This is a genomic window from Trinickia diaoshuihuensis, assembly GCF_003390925.1.
In the GTDB taxonomy this organism is placed as follows: Bacteria; Pseudomonadota; Gammaproteobacteria; order Burkholderiales; family Burkholderiaceae; genus Trinickia; species Trinickia diaoshuihuensis.
In genome coordinates, this window is record NZ_QUBS01000084.1 from 31,584 (window position 1) to 54,192 (window position 22,609).

At 64.6% G+C, this 22,609-nt stretch carries 16 protein-coding genes; 6 read left to right on the forward strand and 10 right to left on the reverse strand.

The features are described from left to right. Nucleotides 1–145 precede the first annotated feature (145 nt). A complete protein-coding gene (locus DXT59_RS22155) occupies nt 146–1,831 on the forward strand; it encodes a hypothetical protein (RefSeq protein ID WP_116139560.1) in 1,686 nt (561 codons plus the stop codon). Between the two features lie 446 nt (nt 1,832–2,277). On the opposite strand, the gene DXT59_RS30765 is transcribed toward DXT59_RS22155, so the two are convergent. After that, nucleotides 2,278–2,466: a hypothetical protein gene (locus DXT59_RS30765; protein WP_162878192.1), complete on the reverse strand. Its 189-nt coding sequence runs from the start codon at nt 2,464–2,466 to the stop codon at nt 2,278–2,280. Between DXT59_RS30765 and DXT59_RS22160 the strand changes: the two genes are divergently transcribed. After that, nucleotides 2,453–4,111: a hypothetical protein gene (locus DXT59_RS22160; protein WP_116139161.1), complete on the forward strand. Its 1,659-nt coding sequence runs from the start codon at nt 2,453–2,455 to the stop codon at nt 4,109–4,111. The two genes, DXT59_RS30765 and DXT59_RS22160, sit on opposite strands and share 14 nt — an antisense overlap. Nucleotides 4,112–4,429: 318 nt before the next feature. Next, entirely contained in the window at nt 4,430–6,319 is a 1,890-nt protein-coding gene (locus DXT59_RS22165) for a hypothetical protein (RefSeq protein ID WP_240324623.1), read from the forward strand. A 92-nt stretch (nt 6,320–6,411) separates the two neighbouring features. On the opposite strand, the gene DXT59_RS22170 is transcribed toward DXT59_RS22165, so the two are convergent. Then, nucleotides 6,412–7,485 carry an acyltransferase family protein gene (locus tag DXT59_RS22170; RefSeq protein ID WP_116139163.1) on the reverse strand — a complete coding sequence of 358 codons (1,074 nt, stop codon included), beginning with the start codon at nt 7,483–7,485 and terminating at the stop codon, nt 6,412–6,414. Nucleotides 7,486–7,503: 18 nt separating this feature from the next. Continuing rightward, nucleotides 7,504–8,826, reverse strand: a complete 1,323-nt coding sequence (locus tag DXT59_RS22175) for a glycosyltransferase WbuB (protein WP_116139165.1) — start codon at nt 8,824–8,826, stop codon at nt 7,504–7,506. Nucleotides 8,827–9,078: 252 nt separating this feature from the next. Between DXT59_RS22175 and gmd the strand changes: the two genes are divergently transcribed. The 3 genes from gmd to DXT59_RS22190 are packed head-to-tail and all read left to right on the forward strand — an operon-like array spanning nt 9,079 to nt 11,807. Beyond that, nucleotides 9,079–10,191 (forward strand): GDP-mannose 4,6-dehydratase, encoded by a 1,113-nt coding sequence (gmd, locus tag DXT59_RS22180; RefSeq protein WP_116139167.1) that lies wholly within the window; start codon nt 9,079–9,081, stop codon nt 10,189–10,191. Nucleotides 10,192–10,194: 3 nt separating this feature from the next. Continuing rightward, nucleotides 10,195–11,169, forward strand: coding sequence for a GDP-L-fucose synthase (gene fcl / locus DXT59_RS22185; RefSeq protein WP_116139169.1), 975 nt, complete (start codon nt 10,195–10,197; stop codon nt 11,167–11,169). Further along, nucleotides 11,166–11,807 (forward strand): putative colanic acid biosynthesis acetyltransferase, encoded by a 642-nt coding sequence (locus DXT59_RS22190; RefSeq protein WP_420823417.1) that lies wholly within the window; start codon nt 11,166–11,168, stop codon nt 11,805–11,807. The genes fcl and DXT59_RS22190 overlap by 4 nt, the downstream gene beginning before the upstream one ends. On the opposite strand, the gene DXT59_RS22195 is transcribed toward DXT59_RS22190, so the two are convergent. The 7 genes from DXT59_RS22195 to DXT59_RS22225 are packed head-to-tail and all read right to left on the reverse strand — an operon-like array spanning nt 11,804 to nt 22,567. Further along, the gene (locus DXT59_RS22195) at nt 11,804–13,012 is read right to left on the reverse strand and encodes a glycosyltransferase (protein ID WP_116139171.1); all 1,209 of its coding nucleotides are present in this window, start codon (nt 13,010–13,012) and stop codon (nt 11,804–11,806) included. The two genes, DXT59_RS22190 and DXT59_RS22195, sit on opposite strands and share 4 nt — an antisense overlap. Next, on the reverse strand, nt 13,009–14,298 hold the full coding sequence (locus tag DXT59_RS22200; protein WP_162878193.1) for a glycosyltransferase family protein: 1,290 nt from the start codon (nt 14,296–14,298) through the stop codon (nt 13,009–13,011). Before DXT59_RS22200 ends, DXT59_RS22195 begins: the two co-directional genes overlap by 4 nt. Nucleotide 14,299: 1 nt before the next feature. Further along, the gene (locus DXT59_RS22205) at nt 14,300–15,592 is read right to left on the reverse strand and encodes an NUDIX hydrolase (protein ID WP_116139175.1); all 1,293 of its coding nucleotides are present in this window, start codon (nt 15,590–15,592) and stop codon (nt 14,300–14,302) included. After that, a complete protein-coding gene (locus tag DXT59_RS22210; protein WP_116139177.1) occupies nt 15,589–16,638 on the reverse strand; it encodes a glycosyltransferase family 2 protein in 1,050 nt (349 codons plus the stop codon). The genes DXT59_RS22205 and DXT59_RS22210 overlap by 4 nt, the downstream gene beginning before the upstream one ends. A gap of 33 nt (nt 16,639–16,671) precedes the next feature. After that, nucleotides 16,672–18,138: a lipopolysaccharide biosynthesis protein gene (locus DXT59_RS22215; RefSeq protein WP_116139179.1), complete on the reverse strand. Its 1,467-nt coding sequence runs from the start codon at nt 18,136–18,138 to the stop codon at nt 16,672–16,674. Next, complete coding sequence (locus tag DXT59_RS22220) at nt 18,135–20,231, reverse strand: right-handed parallel beta-helix repeat-containing protein (protein WP_116139181.1); 2,097 nt, start codon at nt 20,229–20,231, stop codon at nt 18,135–18,137. The genes DXT59_RS22215 and DXT59_RS22220 overlap by 4 nt, the downstream gene beginning before the upstream one ends. Continuing rightward, complete coding sequence (locus DXT59_RS22225) at nt 20,228–22,567, reverse strand: polysaccharide biosynthesis tyrosine autokinase (protein WP_162878194.1); 2,340 nt, start codon at nt 22,565–22,567, stop codon at nt 20,228–20,230. The genes DXT59_RS22220 and DXT59_RS22225 overlap by 4 nt, the downstream gene beginning before the upstream one ends. Nucleotides 22,568–22,609: the final 42 nt, after the last annotated feature.

The window sequence follows — 22,609 nt, forward strand, 5'->3', positions numbered from 1 at the left end:
TGCCTTCGCGAGCGCGGGGGCGACGAGCGCAAAAGCGCAAAATCCGCCCGCCAATTCGATTGTTTGCTCATCACGAACGACAACAGCCGGCGGTACGCCGCATGGATCGGTCTGGGCCGATACGCCCGCATCGAACGGCTTGCGTATGTTTGGTCAAAGCGCCGTTTTCCCGTTGCAATTCGTTACGAATTCGCCCGGTGCCGACCGAGTCAATTGGTCGATTCAGGACTATGCGGGCAATATCCGCGGCAGTGGGTCGTTCGCCGTCCCCGCGGGGACGCACACGTCCAACCTCTCGTGCACGAGTACGGCGAACGGCTATTTCGCCGTCACGGCTACCTTGAGCAACGCCGGCGGTACGTTGCCTAGAGCCGGCACGCGCCCGGCGGGCATCGCGACTTTCGGCATATTGCCCAACGTCTCGTGGGCGCTGCCGCCCGCGGCCTTCGCGAGTCAAGATCAGCACCGCTTCGGCATGCAGGGCGTGAACGATAAGCCCGATCTGCTCGATGCCCTGGGCGTCACGCAATCGATCGACTGGCGCCAGATGCTGATCAAAGAACCGGACCGCGCATATAGCTGGCAACCCACGGCCTCCCAAAGCGTGGAGAGCCTCGATCCGCTGTTCAAGACGGGGCGGATCTCGCGCCTCGTACGCCTCGATGGCGTACCCGCCTGGGCCAGCCGCACGGGCGCGGCCGAGCGCGACACCTACGCGCCGAAGGACCTGACGTATTTCCAGAACTACATGTCGCGTGTCGCGGCCGATGCAAAGGCGATTCACGAGACCTACTTCCCGAACATGCGGAACAATTACTACCAGGTGACGTGGGAGCCCTTGTGGAAGGACTCGCCGCAGAACTTCGTCGCGATGTATAAGGCGGCCTGGGAAGGTATCCACGCGGTGGATCCCCACGCGGTGGTGATGGGGGTGGCGAGCCCCGATCCGGGCATGACCGGCAACTGGTGCACGGCCAACTTGCTGCGCACCTACGCACCGCTTGGGCTCATGAAATATGTCGATGGGATCGCGACGCACGGCTACTACGCGAACCACGATTCCCCGGCGTTCCCGCCGGAGCTGTACGACACGAGCCCCGAACCGTACTACCAGCGCCAAGCGCTCATTCGTCAGATGCGCGATCTGCGCTCCGAGATGCAGTCGCTCAAACCCAATATGCGGCTATGGTCGACCGAACTCGGTGTTGCCTACGATAAGGGCATCAAGTACGGCAACGGCATTTCGAGCAACCAGCTTTACGCGCAAGCCGCCGTTGCCGCGCGTGCGCACTTGATCGTTCTCGGCGAGGGGGCGCAAGTGACGTACTTCTTCTTCGGCTCGGATTACCCGGGCGAAGTGGGCTTCGGCACGTTCTTCGATCTCGATCATCCGGAAGGCGACTTCCATGCGACGTCGCTGAGCCCGAAGCCCGAGGCCATGGCCTTCGCCGCAATGACGCGCATCATCGACGGCACGGACACGCTCGGGCATCTGAACAACTTGCCGGCCTCGGTCTACGGCTATGCATTCCAACGGCTCGGGCATGGTCCTGTCGTCACGGCGCTGTGGTCGCACAACAATGCGAACTGGCCGACGCACTCGGGCGTCTATAGCCAGAGCGTCAGCACCACCTACGCGCTCAAGGTCGATGCGCCGGGCACGAGCGGTAAAGTGACGGTGTTCGACATGATGGGCAATCCGGCGATCATGCATTACACGAACGGCGTCGTGAATCTCTCGCTGTCGGAAGCGCCGATTTACGTCGTGTCCTCGAACGCAGACGTCATCAAGGCGAACGTCACCGCGCCGGTCGGCTACACCGGGCAGTAACCGCCGAGCGAAGCGCCGGGCCTCGGCCCGGTTCTTCGCCGTCCGTGCTTTATCCTTCGCGCGCCTCGTCCTGGGGCGCGCACATTCCCTCTCCGGCCTTCGCTCGAAATCCCGCCGCTGCTTCCATAGTGGGAATTTCTCCTGCCCCCGCGCGCCGAGCGCGCTGTAGGAAACGCCTGACGCGCCGCGTACCAGATATTACAGAAGGTTCAGTCCGCGCCGGATATGCAACCGGTGTCATCTGAACAATACTGCACGTACTGCAGGCCTAGCGTTCGATTCGATGGAAACGAGCCGCGCAAACAGGCCAAGCAATCCGTCTCGCCATTACCCAGTATCTGGCGAACCCGTTCAGAGCTAAAGGTTGAAAGGTCACTCATGCAAGCCATTTCGAAATCCTCCGCACCTGTCTCGTTAGGATTCCTAAATATTGCCGCAGCCGCGGTTTACGCTTTCGCCAGTGTCGGATCGACCGGTGCGAAGGCCCAAACGCCGCCGACCAATTCGGTGACGTGCGCGGCGCCGACGACGACGGCCGGCGGTACGCCCAAGGGCTTGATCTCGGCCGATACGCCTGTCGCGAACGGCGTGCGTCTGTTCTCGAGTGCGAGCAAGTTCACGATGGAGTTCGTCACGAACGCGCCGGCGGCCGACCACGTCAATTGGACGGTGCAGGACTACCAGGGCAACGTGCGCGGCAGCGGTTCGTTTGCCGTCCCGGCGGGCGTGCAAACGTCGAAGATCACCTGCTCGAGCACGGCAACCGGATACTTCGCGTTGACGGGCACCTTGAGCAACGCGGGCGGTACGCTGCCTCGCGCAGGTACGCGTCCGGCCGGTATCGCGACGTTCGGCGTGTTGCCCAATGTGTCGTGGGCGCTGCCGCCCGTGACCTACACGAGCCAAGATCAGCATCGCTTCGGCATGCAAGGCGAGAACGACAAGCCCGCGCTGCTCAACGCCCTGGGCGTCACGCAAGTGCTCGACTGGCGTCAGCTCTCGAATATGGAGCCGATGCGCGCCAATAGCTGGCATCCGACCGCGGCCCAAAGCGTGGCCAATGTGGATGCTATGTACAAGACGGGACAAATCGCTCGCCTGATCCGCTTGGACGGCATCCCCGCATGGGCCAGCGTAACGGGCGCGTTCACGCAAGACACGTATGCACCGAAGGATCTTTCCTACTTCCAGGGCTACATGGCGCGTGTCGGCGCCGACTCGGATGCGATCCACAAGGCGTACTTCCCGAACATGAAGAACAACTACTACCAGGTGACGTGGGAACCCAAGTGGGCCGGCTCGGCCGAGAGCTTCGTCTCGATGTATAAGGCCGTCTACGAAGGCCTGCACTCGACGGATCCGCACGCGGTCGTAATGGGCGTGACGAGCCCCGATCCGGGCACGCAGGGCGATTGGGGCACGGGCTACATGCTGCGCAACTACGCTTCGCTCGGCCTGTTGAACTATGTCGACGGGATCACGACGCACAGCTACTACGCAAACCACCCGTCGCCGGCGTATCCGCCGGAGCGTTACGACGGCAACCCGAACTCGTACTATCAGCACCAGGCGCTGGACAACCAACTGCGTGACCTTCGCTCCGAAATGCAGACGCTCAAGCCCAATATGCGGCTCTGGTCGAGCGAGGTCGGTATTGCCTACGATACCGGCATCACGTACGCCAGCGGTCCGTCGAGCAACCAGTTGTTCGCCCAAGCCGCTGTTGCCGCCCGCACGCATTTGACCGTGCTCGGCGAGGGCGCCCAAGTGACGTACTTCTTCTACGGCTCGGACTATCCGACGGAAATCGGCTTCGGGACCTTCTTCGACATCGTGAACCCGCAAGGCGACTTCCATGCGACGACGCTGAGCCCGAAGCCCGAGGCGCTCGCCTTCGCCGCGATGACCCGGATCATCGACGGGACGGAGACGCTCGGACACCTGAACAACTTGCCCGCATCGATCTACGGTTACGCGTTCCAGCAGCTCGGCAACGGCAAGGTCGTGACCGCACTGTGGTCGCACAACAATGCGAATTGGCCGACGACGTCCGGCGTCTACAGCCAAACCGCCCGCACGAGCTACACGCTGACGGTCGATGCCCCGGGCACGAGCGGCAAGGTGACGGTGTTCGACATGATGGGCAATCCGTCGATCCTGGCTTACACGAACGGCGCGATCACGCTCACGCTGTCGGAAACGCCGATCTACGTGGTGTCCTCGAACGCCAACGTGATCAAGGCTAACGTCACGAAGCCCGTCGGTTACACCGGTCAGTGATACGCCCGTAGTCGCGGTTCAACGCAATGCCAGGCCTCGCGCCTGGCATTTTCGCTTTCTGAGCAAGGCTTAAGGAATCGTGGCCGCCGTGGCTTCGCACAGTGTAGGAAACGTCTGACGCGGCGCGCTGCAGATATTACAGAAGGTTCAGTGCTCGCCCAATAGGCAGCCAAAGTGATCTGAACAATACTAAACGTACTGCAGGCCTAGTCCTCCCCAACTGCAATCAGCAGCATATACCGGGTCCGCGGAAATTCGATCGCCAGTGCCTCAGCCGCGGCGTCCCATACAGTGCAATAGGTTGAAAAGGTGAATTCCATGCAATCCGTCTCGAAAGCTCCCTTCGGTTATTCCTTAGGACTCCTTAATGTCGCAGCGGCCGCATTTTACGCATTCGCGAGCGTCGGCTCGACCGGCGCCAAGGCGCAAACGCCGCCCGCCGATTCGATCACTTGCTTGGCGCCGGCGACGGTTGCCGGGGGCACGCCGAAGGGCTTGATTTCCGCGGACACGCTGACGACCGACGCGACTCGCATGTATGCGCAAGGCAGCGCGTTCAAGATGCAATTCACGACGAACGCCCCCGCGGCCGATACGGTCCAGTGGTCGGTGCAAGACTATATGGGCAACATTCGCGGCAGCGGTTCGTTCGCGGTCCCGGCCGGTGCGCAAACCTCCACGCTGTCGTGCACGGGTACGGCGAGCGGCTATTTCGCGATCACCGGTACGCTTGCCAATGCGGGCGGCACGCTGCCGCGCGCCGGAACGCGCCCCACCGGCATGGCGACCTTCGGCGTGCTCCCCAACGTCTCGTCGGCCCTGCCGCCCGTGACGTTCGCGAGCCAGGACCAGCACCGCTTCGGCATGCAGGGCGAAAGCGACAAGCCCGCGCTGCTCAATGCCCTGGGCGTGACGCAAGCGATCGATTGGCGCCAACTTTCGACGATGGAGCCGAACGGCCCCAATACGTGGACGCCGTCGCTCTCGAAGGTCGATCCGCTCTTCAAGACCGGAAAAATCGCCCGCCTGGTGCGCCTCGACGGTTTCCCCGCCTGGTCGAGCCCGACCGGCGCGTATCAGGACGACACGTACGCCCCGACCAACCTCACGTACTTGCAGAGCTACATGTCGCGTGTGGGGACCGATTCGGAGGCGATTCGCCAGGCGTACTTCCCGAACATGAAGAACACCTACTACCAGGTGACGTGGGAGCCGGCATGGGCCGACACGCCGCAGAACTTCGTGAACATGTACGCGGCCATCTACAAGGGTCTGCACGCCACTGATCCGCATGCGGTCGTGATGGGCGTCACGAGCCCCGACCCCGGTATGGTCGGAAACTGGTGCACGGGCTCGAACTTGCAGACGTACGCGGCGCTCGGCTTGGGCAACTACATCGACGGCGTGACGACGCATAGCTACTACGCGAACCATGTTTCGCCGTCCTCGCCGCCGGAGCAATACGATACGAGCACGAACACGTATTACCAGAAGCAAGCCCTCGATCATCAAATGCAGGCGCTGCGCGCCCAAATGCAGCAGATCAAGCCGAATATGCGCTTGTGGTCGAGCGAAGTCGGCGTGGCCTACGATGCCGGGATCACCTACGATAGCGGTCCCTCGAACAACCAGCTTTTCGCGCAGGCTGCCGTCGCCGCGCGCGCCCACTTGACCGTGCTCGGCGAAGGCGCGCAAGTGACGTATTTCTTCTACGGCTCCGACTATCCGAGCGAAATCGGCTTCGGCAGCTTCTTCGACATCGTCAATGCGCAGGGCGATTTCCACGCGACGACGTTGAGCCCGAAGCCCGAGGCGCTCACCTTCGCGGCGCTGACGCGTATCATCGACGGCACGCAAACGCTCGGACGCCTGAACGCATTGCCGACCAACGACTACGGCTACGCGTTCCAGCAACTCGGCGGCGGTAAGGTCATCACGGCGCTCTGGAACCATCAGAACGTGAATTGGCCGACGAGCTCCGGGCTGTACAGCCAAACGGCGAGCACCGGTTACGCGCTGACTGTGGATGCGCCGGGAACGAACGGGAATGTGACGGTGTTCGATATGATGGGCAATCCGACGACGGTCGCTTACACAAACGGCGTGGTCAACCTGACGCTGGGCGAAACGCCGATCTACGTGGTGTCGTCGAACGCGAGCGTGATCCAATCGCAGGTCACGGCGCCGGTAGGTTACACGGGGCAGTAAGCGCGTAGACGGGAGGGTAAGCCCGAAACGAAAAATGCCAAGCTTCGGCCTGGCATTTTCGCTTTTTTGCGGAGCGTTGCGCTATCCGTCTCCTATCTTCTGCCGCAAGCGAGCAGCGTGAATCCCGGAAACCGCGCCCGCATCCGGGGGTGCAGCGAAGCCAGCACGACGATGACGAATGCGGGGATCAAGAAATAGAACCCCAGCGCGACATCGGAAGAGTGCAAGGGCACCCACTTGAGCGAAACCTTCCGGCAGATCGTCAGTAAAGGTTCGTGGGCGGCAAATACGAAGAAGCTCGCATCGCCCAAACGCACGAGGTGGCGCGTCATGGCATCGGAACGAATGGCGAATCGCGTCATCCATAAGGCCGATACCACACCGAGCAAGACCGACACTTTATGGACGACGACGTATTCGGGGCCGGCGAACCGGCTCGCATCGGCCAGCAACAACGGAACGTAGAGGACTGTCGAGATTGCGCCGATGCGGTCGAGGAAAAAGGGCGTGCTGCCCTTGATCGCCAACCAGGCGCCCATCGTGAAGAATAGCGTGGCATCGCATGCCGGGACCGGTGTCCACCAGATGTTCGCCAGCCATAGACTCAGCAGCGCCAGCACGGCCGCGGCACCCGCGCGGCGGCATACGACATAAACGAGCGGAGCGAGGAGCACCAAGACCATTAGGTCCCGCACGAACCAAAACTGGTAGGCAATCGGCTCCCCGTGTATGCCGAACAGAAGGTCGAGGAATGCCGGCGCCGACAATTGCGACGCGAGCAGGTGCTTTCCCGAGAGAAACCGCGATGCCGCGGGCAGCGATTGCGCCAGCACCAGCACACCGAGCGTGGCCAGGTTCCAAAACAAGAAGGGAAGCAGCAGCGTCTTGGATCTCGATTTCAACTTGCCGAGCAAGCTCGCAAGCGTGGGCTCGAAATCGAGGAAGAATAAATAGCCCGCGATCAGAAAGAGCAGGGGGACCGATATCCGCGCCACGCCCTGCGAAATCACGTTTCTGACGAAATCCAGTACCGGCCCGTCAGCCGTGAAGCCGACCGAGCCGCCGCTGAGCGTCGAGGACAGATTGTAGTTGTGAATAAAGACGACCCCGACGATCAACGGAAACCGCAATATGTGCAGTCGGAGCGAGGCCTCCTTGCTCAGCATTCGTCGCCCTCCTTCGGGTCAGCGCGTGGCCGCGACGTCGGTGTCGGCGACCGAATCCTCGATCATTTCGACCGGGGCGGCGGCAATAGGTGCGCTCTCGCGCGCACGGCGGCGGGCCTTGGCCGACACGCGAGCGTGCAGCGTGTTCGAAAACTCGCCTAGCACCGCTTCGCGCGAGAGCACCGCCTGCGCGAACGCACGGCCCATTTGACCGAGTTCGGCGCGCAAAGGCGCATCGTCGGCAAGACGCTCGATCGCCTGCGCCAACGTGTGTCCATCGCCGGGCGGGATGACCCAGCCGCGCGGCGCGACGACTTCGTAGAGCTCGGTGCCCGATTGCGCCATAGCGATGACCGGGCGCTCGCTGGCGAACATCCCCGTCAATTTCGAAGGCATCACCAAGTCGGCCGCGTCATGGCGCTGCGGTAGGACATGAATATCGGCGAGATTCATGAGCTCGTTCAGTTCCTCGGCGGGACGCAGGTCGCTGAACCGGCAGTTCTTCATCGGGCCGCATAGGGCATGAATGGCGTCGCGCACGGGGCCGTTGCCGCAGAAAACGAAGACGATGTCCTCGCGATCGACGAGTTCAACGGCCGCGGCCGCCAGCACCTCGAGCCCTTGCTTGACGCCCATGTTGCCCGAGTAGAGCACGACTGTCGCATCGGCCGGGATGCGAAACGTTTCGCGCAGCGCGCTGCGTCGGCCGAGCGGACGGATTGCCGCCACGTCGGCCCAATTCGGAAAGTGCACGAGGCGCGCCGGCGCGACGCCCTTGTCGGCCGCGCGTTCGAGCATCTTTTTCGAAATCGTCGATACGGTATCGAAGCGGCGCAACAGCGTGCGCTCGACCCACAACGCCGTGCGCTTGAGCAGCGAACCGTTGAGCATGCCGAGTTGAAACGCCGCATCCACCTCGTAGTCTTGGATATGGATCCAGGCGTGCGCCCGGCACAACCGCGCCACGAGCCAAGCCGCCGGCGCGTTCAGCATGCTCGGTGCGATGCACATCACGACATCGGGCCGCCAAAGCGCGTGCGCCAGCACAACGGGGAGGCTGGAGGCGGCGAAGCTCGCCAAATGGACGATACGGCGCACGCCGCGCGGACGGTTCGGCACCCATAGCGGCGCGCGCCAAAGCGCGACGCCATCGCGGTGCTCCCGGCCGTAGCGCAGCGCCGAATAACCTTTTCCTACGCGCCACTCGGGGTAATAAGGGGGCGCGCACACGACCCGCACGTCGTGACCCTGCGCCTGCAGTGTCGCCGCCATTTCGGCGGTGTACTTGCCGATTCCGGTCAGCTCCGGCGCATAGTTGATTCCATACACGAGAATCTTCATGAACTCCCCGCTTGGCGCAATTTTCGAAAGAAAATGGCGTATCACTGTACTTAACGAATCGTCTCCCAAGCGAGACGTCGACGCGCGCCAGCGTATCGTCTTGTAGAGCCAAGTGCGGCAGGCCCGCGCAACCCTTGGCGTATTTTTCCGGCCCCGATGCGCCAACTTTCTGCGCGCCGCGCCAAGCGCTTGCGCCGCTTTTCTTGGAAGGGCATAACTAGCGCGACTCCCTCTCAATATATAGAGCCCGCTATGCAGAAAGTCGCTTTGATTACCGGTATCACGGGACAGGACGGCGCTTACCTCGCCGAATTTCTGTTGTCGAAAAATTATGCGGTCCATGGGATCAAGCGCCGCACCTCGCTTTTCAATACAGACCGTATCGACCATCTGTATCAAGATCCGCACGAAAAGGACCGTCGCCTTATCTTGCATCACGGCGATATGACCGATTCGTCCAGCCTGATTCGGATCATTCAGGCCGTTCAACCCGACGAAATCTACAATCTCGCCGCGCAAAGCCATGTCGCCGTCTCGTTCGAGGAGCCCGAATACACCGCGAATGCCGACGGGCTAGGCGCGCTGCGTATCCTCGAGGCGATTCGCATCCTCGGACTGACGAAGAAGACGCGCTTTTATCAAGCCTCGACTTCCGAGCTCTACGGCAAGGTTCAGGAAGTGCCGCAGAAGGAAACGACGCCGTTCTATCCGCGCAGCCCGTATGCGGTGGCGAAGATGTATGCCTACTGGATCACGGTCAACTACCGCGAGGCCTATGGCATCTACGCATGCAACGGCGTGCTGTTCAATCACGAATCGCCGTTGCGCGGCGAGACGTTCGTTACACGCAAGATCACGCGCGCGCTGGCGCGCATCTCGCTCGGCATGCAGGATTGCGTCTACATGGGTAACCTCGATTCGCTGCGCGACTGGGGCCACGCGAAGGATTACGTGCAAATGCAGTGGTTGATGCTGCAGCAGGACAATCCCGAGGACTTCGTGATCGCGACCGGCGAGCAACATAGCGTGCGCGAGTTCATCACGCGGGCCGCGCGCTGTCTCGGCATCGAGTTGATGTGGGAGGGTAAGGGCGAGCGCGAGGAAGGGATCGTCGTCGACGTGGGCGTCGATGCGCGCGTGAAAGTGGGCGACGTCCTCGTGCGCGTCGATCCGCGCTACTACCGGCCGACCGAGGTCGACACGCTGCTCGGCGACCCGACGCGCGCGCGCGAGCGTCTGGGCTGGACCCCGACCACGAGCTTCGAACAACTCGTCGAGGAAATGGTCCAAAAAGACCTCGCCGATGCGCGCAAGGACTACCTCGTGCGCAAACACGGCTTCTCGGTGTTCGAGCGTAAGGAGTAGCGAATGACGACGAGCAAGACGCGAATCTTCGTCGCCGGCCATCGCGGGATGGTGGGCTCGGCGATCGCCCGCCGGCTTGCGGCCGAGCCGCACGTCGAATTGGTAGTGCGCGCATCGTCCGAACTCGATCTGACCGACCAAGCGGCGGTGCGTGCGTTTTTCGCCGACGAGCGCATCGACCAGGTGTACCTGGCCGCCGCGCGCGTCGGGGGTATTCGCGCCAACGACACCTATCCCGCCGAGTTCATCTATCGCAATCTGATGATCGAGGCGAACGTCATTCACGCGGCCTGGGAGGCGGGCGTCGAACGCTTGCTCGCGCTCGGCTCCTCGTGCATCTACCCGAAATTCGCGCCGCAGCCGATCGTCGAGGACTCGCTCCTCACGGGTGAACTCGAGCCGACCAACGAGCCGTACGCGATCGCCAAAATCGCCGCGATCAAGCTATGCGAGTCGTACAACCGGCAGTACGGGGTGGACTACCGCAGCGTCATGCCGACCAACCTCTACGGTCCCGGCGACAACTTCCATCCGCTCGATAGCCACGTGATTCCCGCGCTGATCCGGCGCTTTCACGAAGCCAAACTGAGCGGGGCCGCAAGCACGGTGCTGTGGGGCAGCGGGCAGGCGCGGCGCGAGTTCTTGCATGTCGACGATTTGGCAGAGGCCTGCGTGATCGCGATGAACGTGCCGCGCGAGCGCTATTACAGCGTGGCCACGGAGCGCTGCTCGCATCTGAACGTCGGGTACGGCGACGATGTCACGGTGCGCGAATTGGCGGAATTGATCGCGAGCGTCGTCGGCTTCGAGGGGCGCATCGAACAGGACTTGAGCAAACCGGACGGCACCCCGCGCAAGTTGATGAGCAGCGCACGCATGATGTCGCTCGGCTGGCAGCCCAAGATCGATTTGAAATCGGGCCTTGCGTCGACCTATGCGTGGTTTCTCGAGTCTCAGCAGCAACAGGTAGCCGCATGAGCGTCGCGCGTTCCGCCGCGTCGCCGAGCCCGCGCGATACGCCGCCGGATGCCGATTATCCGGCGCCGCGCATGCAAGATCTATCGGCGTTCGAGGTGCCCGCTGATTTCCGCGGCAAGCCCGGCTGGTACGTGCAACTTTGGTGGATCGCCGATGCGCTGCTCTTTCGGCCCTCGCCGCAAGTGTTGTATGGCTGGCGGCGCGCATTGCTGCGCTGGTTCGGCGCCCGCGTCGGCGACGGTGCGATCATCCGGCCCAGCGCGCGGATCACCTATCCATGGAAAGTGTCGATCGGCGAGCATGCTTGGGTCGGCGACGACGTGACGCTCTATAGTCTCGGTCCGATCGAGATCGGGGCGCATGCCGTCGTATCGCAGCGCTCGTACATTTGCGCAGGCGATCACGACTATCGGCGCCGCAACTTCCCGATTCGGGGACGAGCCGTCAGGATTGGCGCGCAAGCGTGGGTCGCGACCGACGTCTTCGTCGCACCGGGCGTCACGATCGGCGAGGGCGCCGTGGTGGGCGCGCGCAGTACGGTATTGCGCGATCTGCCGCCGCGTATGGTCTGCTACGGGTACCCGGCGGTCGCCGTGCGCCCGCGCGAGTGTCTCGACGCGGGGCACGAACCGAACTAGCGTTTGGCCGGCGGCGCGAACGTCGCGCGATACTCGCCCGGCGCGGCCGTGTTGCCGGCGATCAGTTTCACGAGCTTGCGCGCCGCGCCTTCAATCCGAAACTCGCGGTGGTAGCAATCGAGCGCCCGCCCGCGCATCTCGGCGATCTCGGCCGGCCCCTTCGTGTCGCACCATGTCGCGATGCCGGCGCCGACGCCTTCCAGCGTGTCCTTGACGACCATCCCGGCGCCCGAGGCCGCGACTTCGCGCCAGATATTGACGCAATCGGTGATGATGACGGGCGTGGCCGACGCCAACGCTTCGACGACCGCGATGCCGAAGTTTTCCTGGTGGGAGGGCAGCACGAACACTTCGGCCGCCCGCAGCGCGGCCCACTTGACGGCGCCGCTCAGCATTCCGGTCCATACGACTTGCGCGCCGATTCCGCGCGCATCGGCCAGCCGCTCGAGCGCGTCGACCGTCGCGTCGTCGCCGGGCCCCGCGATCACGAGCCGTACGTCCGGATGACGCCCGGCCACCTGCGCGAAGGCTTCGATCAGCAGATCGCAACCCTTCTTCTCGTGAATCCGCGAGAGAAACAGCAAGATCCGTTTGCCGCGCAAGGCCGGGTACGCTTCGAAAAACGCCGCGCCGCCGGAAGGGTCGTCGGGTGGCGGCGCAATGCCGAAACCCGTTACTTCGAGCGGCATGCGGCGGTCCAGAAACGGTTCGCGCGCCAGCTCCAATTCGGTGCGACAGGTGAACAGCACGGCGCGTGCGCGCCGGAACACCCATCGTTCCGCGAGCGCCCAATAGGCGAGCTTCTTCACGTGCTTGCGCGGGTAGGTGCGCTGAAACCACGGATCGAGCATGCCGTGCGGGAACACGAAGAGCGGGGTACCTGAGCGGCCCGCGCCGTAGCGGGCCGCAATCGAGTGGAATTGCCAAATGCCGTGCACGACGATCGCATCGTATTCGCCCGCGTGTTCGCGCATCCACCGCATGGCGTCCATGCTCAGCCCGTACGTCCCTCGCGCGGGGCCCAGCCGATGAACCGCACCCAGCAGTCGCTCGCTCACGGGCGTGTCCGGCCCGTCGAGCGAAGCGACTTCGCCGACGCAGCCATAGGGCAGCATATGATTGACGAGTTGCACCACCGCCTCGGCAACGCCGCCGGCGCGTGGGTCCAACGATCGTACGACGTGCAGCACGCGAAGAGGCATCATTCGTTTTCCGTGACGGCGGGTGCAAGCGGGGCATGCTCGGTGGCGGCTACGGCGGCGCCTACATCGCGCCCGGCCGGCGCGATGGCGGGTCTCGCGCGCGGCGCGGTGTCGGCCACGGCCTCGATGAATTCGATCAGGCGTGCGCCCACTTCGCGGCGTCCGCAACTGGCCGCGATGACGCGCTGTCCCTGCTCGGCGATGCGCCGGTGCGCATCGGGGTTTTCGACGATCGAGGCGATCCGGTGCGCGAGCGCATCGGGCGTGGCTTCGTCCAGCAACGCGGCGCTCTCTTCGTCGAACAGCAGGCTGACGTCGCTGACGTCGGTGCTCAGCACGAGCAAGCCTTGGCTCGCGAATTCGACGACCTTCGACGGAAAGGTCGTGGTCGCCAATTCGGTACCGGGTAGCCGTAGCGACAACCCGACATCGGCTTGCGCCAGCAGTTGCCGATATTCGCGCGGCCCGATGTCTTGGTGAAGCTCGACCCGTACGCCCGAAGCGGCAACGTCGCTTGCGAGCGTCGCGAGCGTTTGCCCGCCGCCGAAGCCGCTGACGACGAAGCGCGCGCGCGGCGCCAGATGGGCGTAGAGCTTGGCGAACCGGCGTACGCCCTCGGCAAAGAGGTACAAGCCGGTCCCGGTTTCGATCGTGCCGCCGAAGAGGAACGTGATGGTCGCGCCGAACGCGCGCGGCGCTGTCGGCTGCGGGGCGCAGACGCCGTTCACGACGCAGGCGTCGCGGATCGCGAGCGATTGCGCGAGCTCGCGCGAGACGACGATCGCGCGCCGGCTGCAAAGCCGTTTGAGCACGACGAGGCTGGCGCGCGTGACGAACCCGCGCAAATCCCTTTCATCGGACCGGGGGCCGTCCTCGATGTCGAGCAATACGCGATCGCGCCCGAGCCATAAGCGCAGCCAAGCGGCGACCGGAATGTATTCGGGGAAGTAGTTGTACAGGACGGCGACGTCCTCGCGCTTTACGTGCCGCCATGCGAAGCGCAAGTAGCACAAGGCCGCGAAGACGCGGTTCAGGCCGCGTAAGCTGATGGCGGGCAAATAGGCGCAGGGCAGGCCGGCATCGCGGCAGGTGAAGCCGTCGAAGAACTTGCGGTCGCGGCTTGCCGTGACGATCGGTGAACTGACGATCACCGCGCGGCGCGCGTGCGCGCGCATGCCGGCCACCATCCCGACGACTTTATGGGCGGCCGCCCCCACGAGAAATCGCTGCCGTTGCCGCTCGTTGTAATGCGGCAGCATGATCGGTGCGAAAAAGAATTGGCGAGCCAAGTCAGATCTCCGGAATGGGAAGCGGGGGACGCGCCGGGCCGGGTACGGGAAAAACGGGCGCGGCCGATGGGTGCCTCGATGAGTATTGCTGGGGCGCCGCCGCGCGATAGCGGCGGTAACGCGCGATCTGGAGCGCGAAGACGATCACGACGAGCTTGTCGAAATCGAGTTCTGCGCCGTTTTGCGCGAGCACGAAGAGTACGAATAACCCGTTCGCCCCACCGCCTGCCGCCCGCCATAGCATCCATAAGAGGGGCAGCGCGAGCCAGCCGTACGACATCAAAAAGTTGAACACGCCGTTTTGAAACGGCTGGTCCTGAAACGGCACGATCATCCGGTGCCGCACGAAGTACGACTCGGCCGCGGTGATCGGCACGCCGAACGGCGCATCGGTCAACACCTGACCGAGTAACTCGAACGGCTGGACCAAACGAATCGCGACCGATTCATCCTCGCCCGAGACGATGCGCTCGATCCGTCCGGTGCTCTTGGCCACCGAGGACGGCAGCGCGCCGGTTACCGTGGCGAGCAAGCCGGCGCTGAGCGCCAGCACGGCGAGTGCGATCGCGAACGACTTCGGAATGCGCGGGGCGTGGAACGCCGCGAAGATGATGAGGTTGGTGGTGAGGCCGAAATACGTTTGCGCCAACGCCGATGTGGTCACCGCGACGGCAAGCGCGAGCCAGCGCAGCTTCGGGCGCAGCGTATGCAGACACACGAACTGCAGCAGCAAGGTCATGAAGCCGAGGTACGAAGGCTCGGAGAAGGCGGCGGCGGGGCGGATCTTCCACTCGTAGCCGTGCTCGCGCGCATGCTCGACCCAGGCGCTTGCGAGCGCCTGATCGTTCGATGTGATGAACCATCGCTGCGGCGGAAACAGCGCGATGCCTTTTTTGGCGGCAACCCACTGCACGGCGGTAACAAAAAACAGCGCGATCAGCATCGCCAATGCAAAACGGCCATCGAAACGCTGGGCGGCATGCCGGGGCGTGCCCCAGAGCGCCGCGAACAGAAAGAGCAGCCCGGCGGCGAAGCGCGCCTCACGCAACAAGTTCGGCTCGTCCGGCAACCCGATGGCGCAATACGCGAGGCTCGCGCCCGTGGCGATGAGCACCATCGCGCTTGGTAGCGGAACGAGCCGCAAACGGGTGTTCCACGCTGTCATCGCGAAGAGAACCGCAGCCACCGAGACGAAGTAGTTGGCGCCGTATTGGATCGTCGGCAGCAGCAAGATCAAGCCGTGCGCGAAGCGATTGCCGCGCCACGCGGCGCGCAGGGCACGCAGCGCGTTCATGACTGCAGGCTCCGTGCTGCCGATTCGGCGTCGAGCTCGTCCGGCCGCAAGGTTTCCACACGACGTACTTGCTGCAGCCAACGATAGAATCCCCGTCCCGCGCGCGGGCCGAGCAAACCGATCGCGAGCCAGAACAAGCTGCGCGTGGAGGCCCGGTCGCGCCACGCCGCGCGGGCGAAATGCGTGACGGCCGCGCGGTGTCCATAGCTGAGCGCCGCGCGTCCGTTTGCGATCAACGCGTCCACGTGCATGCGCCGGCGGAACGCCTCGAAGTCCTGAAAGGCGGACATCGCGTCGCCCCATTTGCGCTCGAAAGCGGCCAGGCCCTTGAGGCGTCGCTCGATGTTGACGCTGGTCCGGTCGCCGCTGTGTTGTACGAACTCGACGAGCGGCGTTTGCACATAGCGCAACTGCCCATACTCGAGACAGCGCAGCCACATGTCGTAGTCTTGAAAGCTCGGCAGGTTTTCGTCGAACAGGCCCGCCTCGATCAGCACGTCGCGGCGTACGAGCGCGAGGCTCGTCGAGGTCGGGCAGACGCCGGAGAGCGCCATCTCGCGCGTGAGAACCGGTTCGAAGCCGCGGCAACTGACCGCGTGTCCGAAGACGAAGTCGATCTCGATATACGAGCACAGCGCGCCGATGCAGACGTCTTGCGTGAGCAGCCGCACTTGTTCGGTCAGTTTCTCGGGCAACCAGCGATCGTCGTCATCGAGAAAGCCGATCAACTCGCCGCGCGCACTCATGATTCCCGTATTGCGCGCGCCGCACGCGCCTTTCGCGCGCGCATTGCGCAGCAGTCTCACGCGCGGGCCGAACGGTTCGAGTACCTCGCGCACGCGCCTTTGTTCCTGCTCGTCGGTGTTGTCGTCCACGACGAGCACTTCCACGTTCGAATAGCGCTGCGCAAGCACGCTGCGCACGGCGCGCGGTAGCATATCGGCGCGCTTGAAGGTGGGAATGATGGTGGAAACGAGCGGTTGCGAGCCGAGCGGCGGCAGGCTCTGGATGGCTGCGCGCCTGTGCTCGTCACGAGGGGTTTGCATCGGTAACCTCCGGTCAGGATGCCGCTCGGCGGCTCACAAGGTGGGCTCGCCGCGCGGTACGCGCAGCCGCAGCGTACGCAGCAGGGAGCCGCACTGGGTCGGGTGAAAGCGGCTTAGATGCCACAGGCCGTAGAGCGCGCCGACGCCGCCCGCGATCACGAGCCGCGCGAGCGGCGGCAATTCGGTGTCGGCCAGCATCGAGTCCGCGGCGAATGCGCATACGAAGACGCCCGTGCCGAGCAGGACCGGCGCGCCGACCGCGCGCAGCAGGGCCATGCGTTTGAGCGCGAGCAGGCGCGCGACGCAGGCGAGGTAGAACGGCGCCGTCGTCAACGTCGCGACCAGATAGCCGGCCGCGATGCCTCGTAGCCCCCAATGGGCGCCGACGAGCCAACACGCGATGTGCACGGCCGTGTTGCCGAAATTGATCCACAGCAGCGAACCGGTGCGGCCTTTGACGATGAACGCCGCGGGCGCGGTACTCAGTACGGATTGGACGAAGCCGACCGGCGCGAGCCACAACAGCAATTGCCCGACCTCGGCCCAACGAGGGCCCAGCGCGACGGCGACGAACGGCACGCGCAGCGCCATGAGTCCGCCCATCAAGGTGGCGGTCAGCAAGCCGACGAACGAGGTGCTGGACAGCCAAGTGGCGGCGAGCCGCTGCGGCTCGCCTTGCTGCATGGCGAGCACGGGGTAGAGCGACTTCGATGCGACGAGCGAAACGTTCTGCAGCGGATACAACATGATGCGAAAGGCGAGGGAATAGGGGCCGAGCGCGGCGGCCCCCAGCATCCGGCCGACGATGACCGAATCGCAGTTGCGCTGCAGATACATGACGAGATTGGACAGCGTCAAATTCGACGAGAACGCGAAGATCCGTTTCAAGTGCGTGGTGTCGCAATGCAGCGACGGGCGCCAAGGCGAAGCGAGGAACAACTGCACCGACGAGAGGCAGGCCTGCACGATCGCCTGCAGCACGAGACTCAGCGCGCCGAGACCGGCGTGCGCGGCGACGACGGCCGCAACCATGCCGCTCGTATACGAGACCACGTCCGCCCGCGCCGTGATGCGAAAGCGCGACTCGCGCTCGAGCAGCGCTTGATGCGCGGCACCGAAGCTCATGATGGGAAACGTCAGCGCGAGCCCGTAGAGAAGATGGGCCAACGGCGCGGCGTCGAACGCGCGTGCGAGGGGCACGGCGGTGGCGACGACGATCAGCGCAACGACGGTGGCGACGCTCAGATTGAGCCAGAAAATCGCATCGACCATCGCGTGATCGAGCTTGCGTGCGCGAATGATCGCGGGCCCCGTGCCCATGTCGCGCAGCAGCCCGGCCAAGCTCGTCACGACCGTGGCGAGCGCCATCATGCCGAAGTCGGCGGGGCCGAGCAGCCGCGACAAGATGCCGATGCCGACCAACTGCACCAGTATCTTCGCGACCTGGGCAGCGCCGAGCCAGCGCGCGTTGGCGCCTACCGAGGGTTCCTTACGCGTCATCGAGCACTCCGCATCGGCGCGATACGCGCCGACGGCTCGAAGCCGCTCGACAATGCCGGTGAACTCGGCGAGAGCGTCAACGATTCCAGCGTACTGCGCGCACCGTTGGGCATCGACTGCGCGAAGCGCACGTCCGCCGAGCCGAACGTTTGCTGCTCGTCGACGTACGGCCGGGCTGCGCTCTCGATGTCGAAGCGCAGTCCGCCGATGATGGCGTTGCGTGCGAGCACGGTGCCCTTGGGCGCGCCGGGGGCATCTTGCATGACCCGCGCCAGCGCCGGGTAGCGCGTCGAATACGGCGGCGCATCGACGCGCCGGTTCGCGAGCATGCTGCGCAACTGGCTGCGCGGATTCGCGACCTCGGCCTTTTGCCAGGTGAGCCCGCGCGCATCGACGTGGACGGCGGGCGCACAGTCCACGAACAAGTTGTCCTCGACGACGTTGTCGCGCCCGCCGCCGACGAACACGGCCTGATTGACGCGCGCGAAGACGTTGCTGCGGATCGTGATGCCGCTCGCCTGGTCATCGAGATAGATGCCCATCGTCGCGTGCGGCCGGTCGGGCGAGCCGATATCGCGCAGGAAGTTGTTGTCGATGACGGTGCCGCGCGCGGTCCAATCGCGCCCCGTGTAGATCGCGCCGGCGTCGCTCGATTCCTTCACGACGCTGTAGATCGTATTGCCCTCGATCCGATGGTCGTTGCCCGTGAAGATGATGGCGGCGTGCGGGCCGTCGTGGATGACGCTGTGCTCGATGCGGTCGCCGACGCCGGTGATGCTGACGGCCGGGCGATAGGAGCGGGCGAGCCGTGCGTAATCGTTGAAGGTGCTGTCGGATAAGACGACGTTGCCCGGCGTGAGATGGTTTTGGTCGCCGGCCGTGATCGATACGCCGCCTTGGCCCGTCCGTTCCACGAGCAAGCCGGCGAAGCGGCTGTTGACCGCGCTCGAGACGAGCGCGCGCGCGCCGGTGTTCTCGATCCCGACGCGCTGGAACGAGAGATTGCTGCCGCCTTGCAACGTCACGGCATCGCCGCGCGACATATCGAACGTGACATCGCTCACTTCGACACCGCTGGCGTTGTCCATCCGCAGGAGCGTGTCGGTGACCGAGGCTTCGATGTCGTTTTCGGCGCCGGGCGCCGGCGGCCAGACGTACACGCGTCCCGCCCGGCGATCCACGTAGTACTCGCCGGGGGCATTTAATTCGGATAGTGCGTTTTCGATGAAGACACGCTGTCCGGCCTTGATGCCCATGCGCGGCGCGCTGGAGAGCGTGAGCGCGCCGCTCGTGGGATCGACGGCGCTGACGGCAAGCGTTTCGTCGGCCCAGTCGCGCGCCCAATAGCCCATCGCGCGCAGATTGGCGTCGCCGCTCCAGCGTGCCGCATTGACGCCTGCGACCGTGAAGCGGGTGCCGTTTGCCCCATCGGGCACGGTGCCGATCGTGGCGTAACCTTGCTGCGGCCACCGCGCGAGCGTGAGCGGCCGGTCGCGATAGAACAGTTCGAACTCGGCCGGCTGCACGGGGATCGCGAAGCCGTACGGCGCGAACGCGGCGGGCAGCGTGATGCCGTTGGCGGCCAAATCGGCGACGCGCACCGCGCCGCGCGCCGCCGCGGGCAATCGGCCGAGCACGGCCGGATCGCGCACCGGCGCCCAGCCGTGCAGGAGTTGCGCGCCGGAAATCACCGCACGCGCATCGCGGGGCCCGCGCAATGCGATCGGGGTGCCGCGCCAGCCCGGGCCCAATGCGACGGTCAGCGCAGCGGCCAGGCGGTAGGTGCCGGGACCGAGATCGATATTGACGCGGCCGACGTCCGGGCCCGCGCGCGCCTTGTCGCGAGCAAGCAGGGCGAGGGCGTCGCGCAGCGACATCGGCGCGGCGGGCGAAGCGTCGCCCGAGCCGGGCCCGGCCTGTGCCGAGTTGGGCGTGTGCGCAGCGGCGAGCTTTGCTTCTTGCGCGTTCGTTCGCTCCGCCGAGACGTGCAATTCGAGTACGTCACCGCTCGACGCATCGGAGGTACTCGTCACGCATGCCGTTGAAAGCGCGGCTACGGCAATGGCGACTGCGACGGCAACGTGCCGGGTCATTTACGTACCTCGGGCGGCAACGCTTCGACCAGCACTTGCTGCGGGACACTGCCCTTGTGCGGCGTGTAGTGGGACCGGTAGCGGTACCCATGCAGCCCGGTGCTCGGATGAAAACCGTTGAGCACGACGCCCTTGAGCAACACGCCTGCCTGCGTGAGACGCTTGGTGGCCTCGGCGAGCCGACCCGCCGTCGTGACGCGGTGGCGCGCGACGATCAGGGCCGTGCCCGCATGCTGACCGAGCGTCGCCGCATCGTCGACCGGCAGCGCCGCCGGCGAATCGATGATGACGACGTCGTAGTTCGCGCTCGCGGCGCGCACGAGGTCGCCGAGCGGCGGGCTTAGCAGCAGTTCCGACGGATTCGGCGGAATGCTGCCGCGCGTGATCAGATCGAGTTTGGGCAGCACGTCGCGGTGCACGACTTGTTCGAGCTTGGCCTCGCCGCCGATGAGCTCCGAGAGCCCGGGCGCCGCCGAGACGTTGAAGTGCCGGCCCAGATCGCCCCGACGCAAATCGCCGTCGATCAGCAGCACGCGTTGATTCGACGCGGCGAGCACCGCGGCGAGGTTGGCGCTCGTAAACGACTTGCCGACGTTAGGCTCGGCGCCCGAGATCAACACGACGTTGTTGTGCGCATCGGGCAGCGTGGTGCGCAGCGCGGAGCGCAGGCTGCGTAGGCTCTCGACGGTGAGCGAATCGCGCTGGGCGTGCGCGAGGAGCCTCACGCCTCCGAGTTTCGCGCGGCGCTTGTCGAGCCGTGCTTGTTCGCTGCTGAACAGCACGCTCGCGAGCACCGGCAGGCCAGACGCCGCTTCGATTTCGCGCGGTTGGGTGATACCGCCGAACAGGCGCTGACGCACCCATGCGATCGCGACGCCGACGCACAAGCCGATGATCGTCGACAGTGCGAGGACGAGCCAACGCTTCGGTTTGACGGGCTTATCAGCCGGCGTCGCGTGATCGACGATGCGCGAGTTGCCCTTGCTTGCGCGGGCCAAATCGAGTTGCTGCAGGTTATTGAGCAGGCCCGTATAGAGTTCGGTGTTGACCTTCACGTCGCGCTGGAGCCGCACTTGCATCTGCTCGAGTTCCGGCAACTGCCGCGTTTGCGATTCGATTTGCGCGACGCGCGCGCGCAGCGTGGCGATTTGGCTGTCCACAGCCACGACCGACGCATGCTGCGGCATGAAGGTCGCCAACAGTTCGCTGCGCTTTTGCTCGAGTTCGGCCAATTTCGTTTGGGCGTCGACCGATTGCTGCAGGATGTTCGTGTCCTGCGTGCCTAGGTCGAGCGTCATATGCTGCGCGCGGAACGCGTTATAGGCGTCCTCCGACTCCTCGAGCTGATGCTTCAGGCGCGGCAACTCGCGGTTCAAGAACTCGATGGAGCGTTGAGCCTCCACCGACCGGCGCTCGGCATCCTGTGCGACGTACTCGTCGCCGATGTCGTTCAAGACGCTGGCGACTTGCAGCGCGTTCGAGCCCTGCAGCGAGGCGCGGATCAAATCCGAATCCTTGGTCGGCTGCGTGACGTCCATGGCACGCTGCAGATCGTCGACCGCCGTGACGACGGCCACGCGCGAGAGCTTGAACGCCGCGCCGGGACGGGCCTCCAACGACGTCACCACGAGCCGAATCGGCCCGTACGGGGTGGCGATGTTCAGCGGTTCGCCGAGGCGGCCCGACGCGTCGATATCGACGTCGATGTCGCTGAACGATCCGAGCAGCCGGTAGCGCCCGCCGTCTCCGGCGACGAGTTTGAACCGCCTGCCGTAGAACTCGGCCGGCATTTCGAACGAGCCCAACTCGGCCCGTTCCGCGCCCCATACGAAGCCGCCCCAGCCGAGCAGCCCCGGATTGGAGAGCGACAGGTCGTGTGCATGGCGCCTGCGCTCGGCGACCCACCGTCCGATCATCGGGAAGTAGCGCGGCTCGGCCCGAACGTTTAGGTGGTACTTCTCGACGACGCGCGATAACACGAGACGCGAGTTGAAAATCTCGATCTGGTCGGAGGTCGCCGATTTCTGATCGAACATTTGCTGCACGTTCTCGAGCAGACTCGTCGACGCGTTCGGGTTGTCCTCCACCTGCAAGAGCAGGCTGGATTGGAACGTCGGCTGCGCGAACACCGCGTAGGCAAGGCCAAGCAGCGTCATGACGACCGTCAATACGACGATCATCGTGCGGTTCGCGTGCAGCAAGTCCCAGAACGGGCCCATGTCGAGCTCGTTGCGGGCAGGCTCGTAGGCGGGAAACGCGGGTGCCGGTCTAAAAACGTACCTGCCGGCTCCCGGCTCCGACGAAGGCTGGTGCGAGGGTTCAAGCGGTCGGTCCACGTTTTTCGACTCCAAATGATGATTGACGGCGAATGGGATGCC